Annotated in this window: 11 protein-coding genes; 5 read left to right on the top strand and 6 right to left on the bottom strand. The window is 68.3% G+C overall.

Annotated features, from left to right (window positions below):
* Positions 1-33: 33 nt before the first annotated feature.
* Entirely contained in the window at positions 34-984 is a 951-nt protein-coding gene (locus ACF8ME_RS09890) for a transglutaminase family protein (protein WP_016453703.1), read from the bottom strand.
* A 228-nt stretch (positions 985-1,212) separates the two neighbouring features.
* On the opposite strand from ACF8ME_RS09890, the gene ACF8ME_RS09885 reads away from it, so the two are divergent.
* Positions 1,213-1,899 carry a GntR family transcriptional regulator gene (locus ACF8ME_RS09885; RefSeq protein ID WP_392416216.1) on the top strand — a complete coding sequence of 229 codons (687 nt, stop codon included), beginning with the start codon at positions 1,213-1,215 and terminating at the stop codon, positions 1,897-1,899.
* Between the two features lie 12 nt (positions 1,900-1,911).
* Here the strand turns inward: ACF8ME_RS09885 and ACF8ME_RS09880 are convergent, their stop codons facing one another.
* From ACF8ME_RS09880 to ACF8ME_RS09870, 3 genes are read right to left on the bottom strand one after another with little or no spacing between them, the layout of a single operon-like run.
* Entirely contained in the window at positions 1,912-2,331 is a 420-nt protein-coding gene (locus ACF8ME_RS09880) for a heme-binding protein (protein WP_392416214.1), read from the bottom strand.
* Positions 2,332-2,380: 49 nt separating this feature from the next.
* Complete coding sequence (locus ACF8ME_RS09875) at positions 2,381-5,467, bottom strand: FAD-binding and (Fe-S)-binding domain-containing protein (protein WP_392416212.1); 3,087 nt, start codon at positions 5,465-5,467, stop codon at positions 2,381-2,383.
* An 8-nt stretch (positions 5,468-5,475) separates the two neighbouring features.
* Entirely contained in the window at positions 5,476-6,165 is a 690-nt protein-coding gene (locus tag ACF8ME_RS09870) for a GntR family transcriptional regulator (RefSeq protein WP_012204897.1), read from the bottom strand.
* Between the two features lie 158 nt (positions 6,166-6,323).
* Between ACF8ME_RS09870 and ACF8ME_RS09865 the strand changes: the two genes are divergently transcribed.
* From ACF8ME_RS09865 to ACF8ME_RS09850, 4 genes are all read left to right on the top strand, one after another.
* Positions 6,324-7,565, top strand: a complete 1,242-nt coding sequence (locus ACF8ME_RS09865; protein ID WP_392416210.1) for a pyridoxal-phosphate-dependent aminotransferase family protein — start codon at positions 6,324-6,326, stop codon at positions 7,563-7,565.
* A gap of 105 nt (positions 7,566-7,670) precedes the next feature.
* Complete coding sequence (locus ACF8ME_RS09860; protein WP_071955152.1) at positions 7,671-8,708, top strand: tripartite tricarboxylate transporter substrate binding protein; 1,038 nt, start codon at positions 7,671-7,673, stop codon at positions 8,706-8,708.
* 11 nt (positions 8,709-8,719) lie between these two features.
* On the top strand, positions 8,720-9,313 hold the full coding sequence (locus tag ACF8ME_RS09855) for a tripartite tricarboxylate transporter TctB family protein (protein WP_160855659.1): 594 nt from the start codon (positions 8,720-8,722) through the stop codon (positions 9,311-9,313).
* Positions 9,314-9,340: 27 nt separating this feature from the next.
* Positions 9,341-10,849, top strand: coding sequence for a tripartite tricarboxylate transporter permease (locus tag ACF8ME_RS09850; RefSeq protein ID WP_392416207.1), 1,509 nt, complete (start codon positions 9,341-9,343; stop codon positions 10,847-10,849).
* A gap of 10 nt (positions 10,850-10,859) precedes the next feature.
* Here the strand turns inward: ACF8ME_RS09850 and ACF8ME_RS09845 are convergent, their stop codons facing one another.
* Positions 10,860-12,077: a Fic family protein gene (locus tag ACF8ME_RS09845; protein ID WP_013802964.1), complete on the bottom strand. Its 1,218-nt coding sequence runs from the start codon at positions 12,075-12,077 to the stop codon at positions 10,860-10,862.
* Positions 12,078-12,171: 94 nt separating this feature from the next.
* On the bottom strand, positions 12,172-13,215 hold the full coding sequence (locus ACF8ME_RS09840) for a transporter (protein ID WP_016448182.1): 1,044 nt from the start codon (positions 13,213-13,215) through the stop codon (positions 12,172-12,174).
* Positions 13,216-13,290 lie beyond the last annotated feature (75 nt).

Here is a 13,290-nt window from a genome sequence, read left to right as displayed (position 1 = left end):
CCGCCGCCGCGCGCCTTTCACAGCGCAGGCAGCTCAGGCAGGCAGCTGCCTGAAGCTCCTTCGGTCCGCCGTGCTGCCAAACGATGCGCAGCCCGACAGCACGGCGGGCGAAGGCGCGGTGGTCGACAGCGCCTCGCTGCACTGCCGGGGCAGCTGGCTGCGCTCGTCTTCCAGGGCCTGTGTCTGGATCATGGGGGCCATGGCCACCACGTTGCCGAAGATGGTGGCAAAGGCCACGTCGGCCGCGTCACGGCCCGTGCCAAAGCGCATGAAGCCCATGGGAATGGCCGTGCCCGATGCATCGAACAGGTACCACCTGTCGCCCAGGTAGGCTTCCACGTAGGCATGGAAATCGGGCGGGCCCAGCGCAGGGTCGGCACCGTAGTCCGTGCCGGTGGCGATGCGGGCGGGAATGTTCAGCGCGCGGCACAGGGCGATCATCAGGTGCGTGAAATCGCGGCACACGCCCACCTGCTCCACCAGGGTATCGACGGCCGAGGTGGACGAGTTGCTGGTGGCCGAAGCGAAGGTCACCAGCTCCTGCACCCACTGCTGTATGGCCAGCACGCGCGAATAGCCGGGCGCCAGTTGGCCGAAATTGCGGAAGGCCAGCTGCATCAGCCGGTCGGACTGGCAGTAGCGGCTGGGGTAGATGTAGGGCAGGACCTCCAGCGGGATGCAGCGCACCGGAACCTCGCCCAGCGCCGCCGGATCCTCCCGGTGGTGCGCGATGCAGACGGTGGCCGTGTAGGTCAGGTGCAGGGGGCCGGGGTTGGCATGCAGGCGCATGAAGCGCGTGGAGGTGGCGGGCTCGGTGGCAATGTCGGGCTCCACGGGCTGGCTGAGCACCAGCCGCTCGTTCTCCACCGTCTGGTGCGAGGTGTGGGCCGCATGGATGTTGAACACGAAGTCGGCCCCGGCCGGATCGCGGATGTCATAGGCAAGATCCACCTGGATCTGCAGCCTGATTCCTGGTTGGGCCATTGTTTTTCCCTGGTTGGTCTGTCGGATCGGCATCCATGGTGGGATCAAGAGTCTCCGCCGGCCGTAGGCCCCTGCTGAAAAGCCTGTAGTGCTTGGCAGGGACAGCGCGTGCGCCCGCCCGGCGGCCCGCAGGGGATGCAAACTCGGCTAACATCGGCGCCGCCCCGCATGGCGCAATGCCTGTGGCGGGGGCATCCACCAGCCAGGAACAGCCAAGGAGACCGCTAGATGGCGGAGATCATCGAGATATCGCGGGCGGCGCTGCACGAGCAGGTGGCGGACCGTTTGCGGTCCATGCTCATCGAGGGGCGCATCGCCCCGGGAGCCAAGCTCAACGAGCGCGAGCTGTGCGAGCAGCTCGGCGTCTCGCGCACGCCGCTGCGCGAGGCCATCAAGCTGCTGGCCGCCGAAGGCCTGGCCGACCTGCTGCCCAACCGCGGCGCCATCGCCGTCAAGCTGAGCGAGGCCGATGTCATGCACGCCTTCGAAGTGCTGGCCGGCATCGAGGGCCTGTCAGGCGAACTGGCCGCCCAGCGCATCACCGACCAGGAATTCGCCGAGATCCGCGCCCTGCACTACGAGATGATGGCCAGCGTGGCGCGCGCCGACGTGTCCGCCTACTACCGGCTCAATGCCGCCATCCACTCGGCGCTGAACAGCGCCGCCAAGAACCCCGTACTGACGGAAACCTTCCAGCGCATCAACAACCGCGTGCAGTCGCTGCGCTTTCGCACCAACCTGGACACGGCCAAGTGGAAGCAGGCCGTCAAGGAGCACGAAGCCATGATCGAGGCCCTGGGCGCACGCGACGCCACGGCCCTGCGCGAGCTGCTGGTCACCCACCTGCACCACAAGCGCGATGCCGTGCTGGCCATGCTGCGCGCCGAGGCCCTGCAGCCGCGCAAGGCGCGCTGAAGCCCAGGGCCCCTACCGCTGCGGCGCGGCCCCCAGCGCCGCAATCCCCGCCCGAGCCACCTCCGCATCCTCGGCCGGCTTCACCCCGCTGACGCCCACGGCGCCCAGGCAGTGGCCCTCCCTGGTGATGGGCACGCCGCCTTCCAGCAGGCCCTGCAGCGCGGGCACGCTCAGGTAGGCGGTACGGCCACCATTGATCATTTCCTCATAGAGCCGGCTTTCCTTGCGGCCCAGTGCTGCGGCGTGGGCCTTGGCCGGCGCGATGTGGGCCGAGGCCGGGGCCGCGCCGTCCAGGCGCTGCAGCCACAGCACGTGGCCGCCGTCATCGGCGATGGCGATGCTGACGGCCCAGCCGCGCGCCGTGGCATGCGCCTCGGCGGCCTGGGCGATGGCCTTGATGTCCTGGAGGTCCAGGCAGGGCTTGTGCTTCATGGGAGTGCCTTGGTCTTGTGCGGGATGGAGGATGGCGGTCAGCGGGCAGTCAGCGGGCATCCAGCAGGCTTTCCAGCAGCCGCGCCACATGCACGGCTTCGCGCGCCGCGCCGTCGGCGATCTGGTGGCGGCAGCTGGTGCCGTCGGCCACGACGATGGCTTCGGGGCGCTGGCGGATGGCCGGCAGCAGGGCCGCCTCGGCCATGTCCATGGAGACCTGGTGGTGGCTGGCCTCGTAGCCGAAGCTGCCGGCCATGCCGCAGCAGGAGCTTTCGATCAGCTCGGGCTGGGCGCCGGGAATCAGCCGCAGCACGTCGAGGATGGGGCTGACCGCGCCAAAGGCCTTCTGGTGGCAATGGCCGTGCACGAGGATGGGCGCCCCGGCGGCGCGCAGCGGCAGCGCGAAGCGGCCGGCCTTCACTTCACGGGCAATGAATTCCTCGAACAGCAGGGCCTGGGCGGCAACGGCCTGTGCAGGCTCGCCCAGGCCCATGACCAGGGCTTCGTCGCGCAGGGTCAGCAGGCAGGAGGGCTCCAGGCCGACGATGGGGATGCCGGCGCGGGCCAAGGGCGCCAGGGCGTTGATCAGCGCACCGGCGCTGGCCTTGGCCTGCTCGACCATGCCGGTGGCCAGGTAGGTGCGGCCGCAGCAGTGGTGGCCGCCGCCCTCTTTGGTGGACTTGCTGGCGGTGTGCAGCGCATAGCCGGCCGCCTGCAGCACGCGGGCGGCGGCCAGGGCGTTTTCGCTCTCGAAGGTGCCGTTGAAGGTGTCCACGAAGAGCACGGCCACGCGCTCGCCGGCCGCCGCGCGGGCCAGGGCCTGGTCGCGGTCAAGAAAGGTATGTGCTTCGGGCGCGCGCCAGAAGGTGTCGCTGCGCCAGGCCGGCAGCGAGCGCCGGGCGGACAGGCCCAGCAGTTTTTCGCCCAGTTGGCGCAGCACGGGCAGGCGGTTGCGCAGGTTCAGCAGCCAGGGCATGCGGCTGGCCGTGGCCGCGTAGCGCGGCAGATGGGCAACCAGCCGGTCCTTGAGCGTGTGGCCATGGCGGGCCTTGTAGTGGGCCAGGAATTCCACCTTCATGCGGGCCATGTCCACGCCCGTGGGGCAGTCGCGCCTGCAACCCTTGCAGCCCACGCACAGGTCCATGGTGTCGTGCATGGCCTCGCTGGTGAAGGCGTCCGGCCCCAGCTGGCCCGAGATGGCCAGGCGCAGGGTGTTGGCGCGGCCGCGCGTCAGGTGCTGCTCGTCGCGCGTGACGCGGTAGCTGGGGCACATGGTGCCGGCGTCGAACTTGCGGCAGTGGCCGTTGTTGTTGCACATCTCCACGGCCTTGGCAAAGCCGCCGGTGACGTCGCCGCCCGTGCCGGGCGCCGTGGTGACTTCGGTGACCGGGTCGGCCTGCACGTTCCAGGCGGACCAGTCGAGCACGGGCGTGATGGGAATGCGCCGGTAGGGCCGGGGGGTGTCGGCGGGCGCGAAGCGGAACAGCCGGCCATCGTCCATCTTCGGCGTATCGATGATCTTGCCGGGGTTGAAGAGGCTGTCCGGGTCGAAGTGCTGCTTGATGGCGCGCAGGGCCTCGGTGATGGCGGGCCCGAACTGCCAGGCAATCCACTCGCCGCGGCACAGCCCGTCGCCGTGCTCGCCGCTGAAGGCGCCCTTGTATTTGCGCACCAGTTCGGCCGCTTCCTCGGCAATGGCGCGCATGCGCGCCGCGCCGTCGGTGCGCATGTCCAGGATGGGCCGCACATGCAGCGTGCCCACGGAGGCATGGGCGTACCAGGTGCCCCGGCTGCCGTGGCGCGCGAACACTTCGGTGAGCGCGTCGGTGTACTCGGCCAGGTGCTGCAGCGGCACGGCGCAGTCCTCGATGAAGCTCACGGGCTTGCCGTCGCCCTTGAGGCTCATCATGATGTTCAGCCCCGCCTTGCGCACTTCCCAGAGGTTTTTCTGGGCCGCTTCCTCGGGCATTTCCACCACGCTGCCGGGCAGGCCCAGCTCGCCCATGAGTTCCACCAGCTGGCGCAGCCGCGCCAGCAGCGCGGCGCGGTCGTCGCCGGCGAATTCCACCAGCAAGATGGCGGCCGGGCGGCCGATGAGGGCGGTCTCTATGGTGGGCTTGAAGGCCGGGTTGGCCAGGCCCAGCTCGATCATGGTGCGGTCCACCAGCTCCACGGCCGTGGGGCCCAGCTTCACGATGTGCTGGGCCGAGTCCATGGCCGCGTGGAAGGTGGGGAAGTTGACCACGCCCAGCACCTTGGCGCGCGGCAGCGCGCTGAGCTGCAGGGTGAGCGAGCGCGTGTAGGCCAGCGTGCCCTCGGCGCCTATCAGCAGATGGGCCAGGTTGACGCTGCCGTCGGCCGTGTAGGGCCGCTCGCTCTGGTTGTCGAAGATGTCGAGGTTGTAGCCCGCCACGCGGCGCATGACCTTGGGCCAGTGGGCGTGGATGTCCTCGCGGTGCTGTTGCGCCAGCCCGTGCACGAACTGCGCAATGCGCGCCGCGCGGCCCGTGGCCTGGGCCACGGGGCCGAAGTCCAGCAGCTCGCCATCGGCCATCCAGGCGCGGGCGCCGCGCACGTTGTGCACCATGTTGCCGTAGGCAATCGAGCGCGAGCCGCAGGAGTTGTTGCCCGCCATGCCGCCCAGCGTGGCCTGGGCGCTGGTCGATACGTCCACCGGATACCACAGGCCGAGCTTCTTGAGCCGGGCGTTGAGGTGGTCCAGCACCAGGCCGGGCTCGACCTCGGCCGTGCCTGCATCGGGGTCCACCGAGAGGATGTTGCGCAAATGCTTGCTGTTGTCGATCACCAGGGCCGCGCCCGTGGTCTGGCCGCACTGGCTGGTGCCGCCGCCGCGCGGCAGCACGGGCACCTTCAGCTCGCGGGCGATCTGCAGGGCCGTGGCGATGTCTTCTTCGCAGGTGGGCACGAAGACGCCCACCGGCATGATCTGGTAGATGGAGGCATCGGTGGCATAGCGCCCGCGCGAGGCGGCGTCGAACAGGACCTGGCCGCGCGTGTCCGAGCGCAGGCGGCGCGCCAGCATCTGGCTGACATCGTCGGGCGGCAGCACGGTGCCGGGGGCGGGCACGGTGTCGTCGGGGGAAGCGGCAAGGCGGTGCGTGGATTCCATCAGCATGGCGGCTCTCATTCGTTCATGGTTCGTGGGTAGATCTGGCCTGCCTTGAGCAGGGCGATGACGGTGTCGCGCTTGTGCTCCAGGTGGGCGACCAGCACCTGGCGCAGCGCGGCGGCATCGCGCGCCTGCAGCGCTTCCAGCATGCGTTCGTGCTCCTGGACGGCGCGCTTCCACTTGGCCGCGTCCTGGTTGGTGCGAAAGCGCAGCGACTGCACGCGGGCGTTGATGCGGCCATAGGTCTCGGCCAGCACGGGGTTGGCGGCGGCGCGGTTGATGGCCGAGTGGATCAGCGCATTGAGCCGGTAGTAGCCGGACAGGTCCTGGCGCGCATGGCTGGCCAGCATCTCGAAGTGCAGGGCCCGCACCTCGGCCAGTTGCTGCTCGCTGATGCGCTGCGCGGCCAGCTCGCCCGACATGCCCTCCAGCCCCGCCAGCACCTCGAAGGTCTGCAGCACATCGGCCTCGCCCAGCCGCACGGCCACGGCGCCGCGGTTGGGCACCAGGTCCACCAGCCCTTCGGAGGCCAGCAGCTTGATGGCCTCGCGCAGCGGCGTGCGCGAGACGCGCAGCTGCTCGCACAGCGCGCGCTCGTTGAGCTTGGCACCGGGCGGTATGCGCCCCTCCACCAGCCAGGTGCGCAGCCGCGCCGCCACCTGGTCATGCAGGGCAAGCCGCGAAATCTCGATGATCTCCGCCATGGATTCTCCTGGTCGAATGAATTTTGCATTCATTTTTACGCAAGCATTTCTCAAGGCATTCATGGTTATCACCAAGGCATTTATGAATTTTGAATGCAAAAATTCGCAAACACCCTCCCCCGCAGACCGACCTGGCATTTCCTTGAAAGGGACGCACCATGCTCACGCTCGACAACCATCCCACGGGCCGCCACTTCCTCCAGATCCCCGGCCCCAGCCCGGTTCCCGACCGCATCCTGCGGGCCATGAGCCTGCCCACCATCGACCACCGGGGGCCGGAGTTCGGCCAGCTCGGCCTCAAGGTGCTGGCCGGCATCCAGCAGGTCTTCAAGACGCGGCATCCGGTGGTGATCTATCCGGCTTCCGGCACGGGCGCCTGGGAGGCGGCCCTGATCAACACGCTCAGCCCTGGCGACCATGTGCTGATGTTCGAGACCGGCCACTTCGCCTCGCTGTGGCAGAAGATGGCCACGCGCCTGGGCCTGTCCACCGAGTTCCTGTCCTATGGCGGCTCCGATGAGCACCTGCCCCAGGCGCCGGGCTGGCGCCATGGCGTGCAGGCCGGCCTGATCGAGGCGCGGCTGCGCAAGGACACGGAGCGCCGGATCCGCGCCGTGTGCGTGGTGCACAACGAGACCTCCACGGGCGTGACCTCGGACATCGCCGCCGTGCGCCGGGCCATCGACGCGGCGGGCCACCCGGCCCTGCTGCTGGTGGACACCATCTCGGGCCTGGCCAGCGCCGACTACCGCCATGACGAATGGGGCGTGGACGTGACCATCAGCGGCTCGCAAAAGGGCCTGATGCTGCCGCCCGGCATCAGCTTCAACGCGCTGTCGCCACGCGCGCTGGAGGCCGCCAAAAGCGCGAAGCTGCCCAAGTCGTTCTGGGCCTGGGACGAGATCGTGGAGATGAACCAGACCGGCTACTGGCCCTACACGCCCAACACCAACCTGCTGTACGCCCTGTCCGAATCGCTGGACATGCTGCTGGCCGAAGGGCTGGATACGGTGTTTGCGCGCCACCAGCGCTGGGCGGCCGGCGTGCGCGCCGCCGTCCAGGCCTGGGGCCTGCCCATCCAGTGCGCCGATCCGCAGGTCTACTCGCCCGTGCTCACCGGCGTGATCACGCCCGAAGGCGTGGATGCCGACGCCCTGCGCCGCCTGATCCACACGCGCTTCGACCTGTCGCTGGGCGCGGGCCTGGGCAAGCTCAAGGGCCGCATGTTCCGCATGGGCCACCTGGGCGACAGCAACGACCTCACGCTGCTGGCCATGGTGGCGGGCGTGGAGATGGGGCTGAAGCTGTCCGGCATCCGGCTGGCCGGCAGCGGCGTGCAGGCGTCCATGGATTACTTCGCTGCCCACGCCGCAACCGGGGCGCTGCGCAAGGCCGCCTGAACCCATCGGCCCCGCGCCGAAACCCCTTGGCAGAGCCGGAGCACATGGCTCGCCCCCTTGATCGTGGATTGCACCAATACCAGGAAATAACAGGAGACAAGAGACATGACATCGCCCCGCAACCGCCTGGCGGCAACTGCCGTCGCCACCCTCGCCGCCACCGCCGCCATCACCCTCGCCGCCCCTGCCGCCTGGGCGCAATGGAAGCCCGCCAAGTCCGTCGAACTCGTCGTGCCGTTCTCGGCCGGTGGCGCCTCGGACCAGATGGCGCGCGTGATCCAGGCCATCGTCACCAAGCACAAGCTGATCGAGCAGCCCGTGGTCATCCTCAACAAGGCCGGTGCCTCCGGCGCCGAGGGCATTCTGGATGTCAAGGCCTCGGCGCGCGACCCGCACAAGCTGCTGGTGGCCTCCACGGCCATCTTCACCCTGCCCATGGCCACGGCCCTGCCCTTCCAGTGGCGCGACCTGAATCCCGTGGCCATGATTGCCCAGGACCAGTTCGTGCTCTGGGTCAATGCCGAGACCGGCTACCAGACGCCCGCCGACTACCTGGCTGCCGCGCGGCAGGCCGGCGGCAAGTTCAAGATGGGCGGCACCAGTTCCAAGCGCGAGGACCAGATCATCACCGCCAACATGGAACAGGCCGCCGGCGTGAAGTTCACCTACATCCCCTACAAGGGCGGCGGCGAGGCCAGCACCCAGCTGGTGGGCAAGCACATCGACTCCAACGTCAACAACCCCAGCGAGTCCATGGCGCAGTGGCGCGCGGGCCAGGTGCGGGCGCTGTGCGTGTTCGACACGCAGCGCATCGAGTACACGGCCAAGGTCACGGGCAGCCAGGCGCTGTCGGACATCCCCACCTGCAGGGAGCAGGGCCTGGACGTGCAATACACCATGCTGCGCGGCTTCTTCCTGCCGCCCGGCACCACGCCCGAGCAGGCGCAGTTCTATGCAGGCGTGATGCACAAGGTAGTGGCCACGCCCGAGTGGAAGGAGTACCTGGAGAAAAACGCGCTCAAGCCCGAGTACATGACGGGGCAGGCCTTCGTGGACTTCCTGGCCAAGGACGAGACGCGCCACCTCGACATCATGAAGAAGGCCGGCTTCCTGTCGGCCAGCGTGGCCGCCGCCGCCAAGTGAGGAGCCGCGCCATGGACACCGCCATCCACCTTGCCCCGCCCTCCTCCAATGCAGCGGCAGCGGCAGCAGCAGCCCCGGCCCAGCCCTCCGGCGCGGCCACCGAATCCATCCCCGCCACCGAAGCCCAGGCCCCCGGCCTGTCCCGCCGCCATGTGGAGTACGGCGTGGCCGCCGTGCTGCTGGCGCTGGCCGTGCTCGTGGTCTGGGACAACCAGCGCATTGGCGCAGGCTGGAGCGACACCGGCCCGCAGGCCGGCTACTTCCCGCTGCGCGTGGGCGCCGTGCTGGGCATCTGCGCCATCGCCGTCTTCGTGCAGGCGCTGCGCAGCCGCAGCCAGGAGCAGTTCGCCAGCTGGCTGCAGCTCAGGCGCGTGGCCCAGGTGCTGCTGCCGCTGACGGCCTACATCGCCGTGATCGCGCCGCTGGGCATCTACGCGGCCTCGGTGCTGTTCATCACGGGCTTCATGGTGTTTGCGGGCCGTTATCCCTGGTGGAAGGCCGTGGCGCTGTCGGGCTTCACCAGCGTGCTGCTGTTCTACGTCTTCGAGATCCAGTTCAAGGTGCCCCTGCCCAAGGGTCCGCTTGAAGCCTGGCTCGGCTATTGACCCCTGTCGCCGCCACGGAGCAACACCATGGAAGAACTCCAATACCTCGCGCACGGCTTCGCGGCCGTCACCACCTGGCAGAACACGGGGCTGATGCTCACGGGCATCCTGCTGGGCATCGTGGTCGGCGTGCTGCCGGGCCTGGGTGGCCCCAACGGCGTGGCCATCCTGCTGCCGCTGACCTTCGGCATGTCGCCCACCTCGGCCATCATCCTGCTGTCTTGCATCTACTGGGGGGCGCTGTTCGGCGGCGCCATCACCTCGGTGCTGTTCAACATCCCGGGCGAGGCCTGGTCGGTGGCCACCACCTTCGACGGCTATCCCATGGCCCAGCAGGGCCACGCGGGGGCCGCGCTGACCACGGCCTTCACGGGCTCGTTCATCGGCGCCATCTCGGGCGTGATGCTGATCACCTTCCTGGCGCCGGTCGTGGCCTCGTTCGCGCTGCAGTTCGGGCCGCCGGAGTTCTTTGCGGTCTTCTTCCTGACGTTTTGCTCCTTCATCGGCATGGGCAAGGAGCCCAAGGCCAAGATCGTGGCCGCCATGGCCGTGGGCCTGCTGCTGGCAGCCGTGGGCATGGACACCATCTCGGGCGACCTGCGCATGACCTTCGGCTCCACGGAGCTGCTGCGCGGCTTTGATTTCCTGGTGGTGGTGATCGGCCTGTTCGGCATCAGCGAGATCCTGATGACCATCGAGGAAGGCCTGGCCTTCAAGGGCAAGAAGGCCTCCATCGACCTCAAGGTGGTGTTCAGGACCTGGGCCCGGCTGCCGCGCTACTGGCTGACCATGCTGCGCTCGGCCCTGGTGGGCTGCTGGATGGGCGTGACGCCGGGCGGCGCCGTGGCGGCCAGCTTCATGGGCTACGGGCTGGCCAAGAAGTTCTCGCGCGACCCCGACAGCTTCGGCAAGGGCAACCCCGAAGGCGTGCTCGCCCCCGAGACCGCCGCCCACGCGGCCGGCACCTCGGCCCTGCTGCCCATGCTGGCCCTGGGCATTCCGGGCTCGGCCACGGCGGCCGTGCTGCTGGGCGGGCTGATGATCTGGGGCCTGCAGCCCGGCCCGCTGCTGTTCACCGAGCAAAAGGACTTCGTCTGGGGCCTGATCGCCAGCATGTACCTGGGCAACATCGCCGGCCTGGTCATCGTCATGGCCACCGTGCCGCTGTTCGCCGCCATCCTGCGCGTGCCGTTTTCCATCGTCGCGCCCATGATCCTCATGGTCTGCGCCATCGGCGCCTTCACCGTGCACGGCAATGCCACGGACATCTGGCTCATGCTGGTCTTCGGCGTGGTCGGCTACGTGTTCAAGAAGCTGGACTATCCGCTGGCGCCCATGGTCCTGGCCATCGTGCTGGGCGACCGCATGGAAGACGCCTTCCGCCAGAGCATGCTCTCCAGCCAGGGCGAGCTGGGCATCTTCTGGCACAACGGCCTGTCCGGCACCATCACCACGCTGGCCCTGCTGATGCTGGTGTGGCCGCTGCTGGGCAGGCTGCGGGCGATGGCGTTCGGGGCGAGGGCTGTGGCGGCCTGAGAGGAGCCGTCTACAGCGAGTCAGCCTCCGCTTCCGGCCAGAGGCGGGGGAAGTAAAAACGCAGGGCGTGCAGCGGCACGCCCAGGCGCACTCTTCCATACGGTGAATCCGTCTCCAGCAGGCCGCGCTTGAGCAGTGCCGATACCTGGGCGGTGGCCAGCCGGTCACCCAACCCCAGCATGGCCTTGAAGTCGGCCCGATCCATCTCCGCCTGGGCCGCAAAAAGATAGTGCAATGCGCGCAATGCCTCGCTGCGCACGCCTTGGCGCACCACCCGTTCCTCATAGGCAAGGCATGCCGCCATGCGTTCCTTCATGCCGTCCAGCGACAGAAGTCCCTCCATGAAGCTCACTTGGTCCATGCACAGTTCCAGCACGTATGCGATCCAGTCGATCAACCCCAGTTCGGTCAGATTGCCACGGCCATCAAGGTCACCACGGCGCGGCTCGTCTGCGGCGGCAAGCAAGGCGTAATAGCGCTCCTGCGACCGTGCGAACCCCCTCAGGGGGGACCACAGACCATTGCTCAGGCCCATGTGGGTTAGTACGAGATGTGAATGCAGCCGGGCCACGCGCCCGTTGCCGTCCCGGAACGGATGGATCCAGGCCAGGCGCTGGTGCGCAGCGGCCATGGCCACCAACTGCAACTCGCCACGGCGCACGCCTGAGTAGAAGCTCGACCAGCGGTCCAGAAAAAATGGCAACTGCCCCGCTGCAGGCGCCGCATGCCTGCCCACGCTAACCTCCCGCGTGCGCCATCGACCCGGCTCGATGGCATCGTCGCCAAGGGCGCCGGCCTCCAGATCGGCCTGGGGCAGACGGGCGAAGAGGTCCTGGTGGATATCGGCCAGCATCTGGGGGGTCCAGACCTGCGCATTCGTCCATTGCGTGGACCTGTACTCCAGTTGCTCTTCAGTGGCCATGTGCGCCAGCGCCAATCGCTGACGGCGGGCCTGGTCTTCGTCCTGCGCATAGTCGTTGTGCAGGGCGCGCTCGATATCCAGCGGAAAGGTGTGCTGCCCCTCGATCCTGTTCGAGTAATACGAGTTCATCGCCCGAAGCAGCCGGCGCAGGCCTGGCAATGTGTCTGGTCGGTAGCGGCCGGCCAGCCGCTCACCCAACCTGATCAGGTCATGGGAGAGCTCCAGCAAAGGGCCCAGCTTGTGTTCCCCCGGCAGCAGCGGCTCCATCTGGGCAGGATGGTCGTAGAGCAGGAATTCTTGCGACATTGATCACCTATATAAGCAGCTGATTTATATAGATGAAATCCGTTTTGTGCGAGATATTTTGCGAGTTCTTCTGCAAGATTCCCTGACACGTCCCCTAATCCCTGTATCGCTTCTTGCGAAACGCCAGCCAGGCGGCGATGACGGTGAAGGCGACGACGATGGACACCACGATCCAGAAGCCGTGCTCGTGCTCGGCCAGCGGTATGCCGCCCACGTTCATGCCGAACAGGCCGGCCAGGATGTTGATGGGCAGGGCCAGCACGGTGACCACGGTCAGCACGAAGAGGCTGTTGCTGTTGTCCTCGTTCACGGCGGCGGCCACCTCTTCCTGCAGCAGCTTGATGCGGTCCTGCAGGGTCTGCATGTCGCGCAGCATGAGCGAGAACTCCTCGCTCGCTGCGGCCAGGCCGCGCCGGTCTTCCTCGCCCATCCAGCCGGGGGGCTGCTGCAGCAGGCGGAACAGCGCGGCGGGCTCGGGCGCCAGCAGGCGCTGAAGGCGCACCAGCAGGCGGCGCAGCCGGCCCAGGTGGGCGCGCGGATGGTGGTAGCGCTGGGCCAGGATGGCGTCCTCGATATCATCCACGCGCGCCGTGGTCTCGCGCACCACCTTGACCAGCACATCGGCCTGGGTGCGCATCAGGTGCTCCAGCAGCTCGGCCGTGCTGGCGGGGCTGTCGCCGCGGCGCACGGCGTCGCGCAGGGCATCGACAGAGCGCAGCGGCTGGGTGCGCGCGGTGATGACCAGGCGCTCGTCCAGGCAGATCCACAGCGTGGCGATGTCGGCCGAATCGAAGTTGAACTCGAAGTTCACATCGTTGAGCACGGCGACCAGGCTGTCGTCGGCGCGCTCGATGCGCGTGGAGGTCAGGCCCTCGCGCAGGGCGGCATAGAACACGTCGGGCAGGCCCGCATGGCGCTGCAGCCAGCGCAGGGACTGGGTGTGGGTCAGGTTGAAGTGCAGCCACAGGAAATCGCGCCGGCCCGCATCGGACCGGGCTGCGGCATCGGCCAGCCACTGCGCGGCGGATGGCGCCGTCACGGCCTGCACGCACTGCCGTGTGTCACTGAAGAAGCGCCAGCCGCAGATCAGGCCTGCGTCTTCGTGGGCCTGTGCCAGGGGGGAGGCTGCATCGGTCATGGGAAGGAGGAAGCACCTGCGGAAGTGGCCTGCGCGGGCCGGGCAAGTGCGGGATTCTTGGCTGCGTCCATGACA

Origin of the sequence: Delftia sp. WSY_7, from assembly GCF_043104845.1 — a bacterium.
In the GTDB taxonomy this organism is placed as follows: domain Bacteria; phylum Pseudomonadota; class Gammaproteobacteria; order Burkholderiales; family Burkholderiaceae_C; genus Comamonas; species Comamonas tsuruhatensis.
The sequence above is the reverse complement of the archived record's forward strand: the minus strand, read 5'-3'. Positions and strand labels throughout refer to the sequence as shown.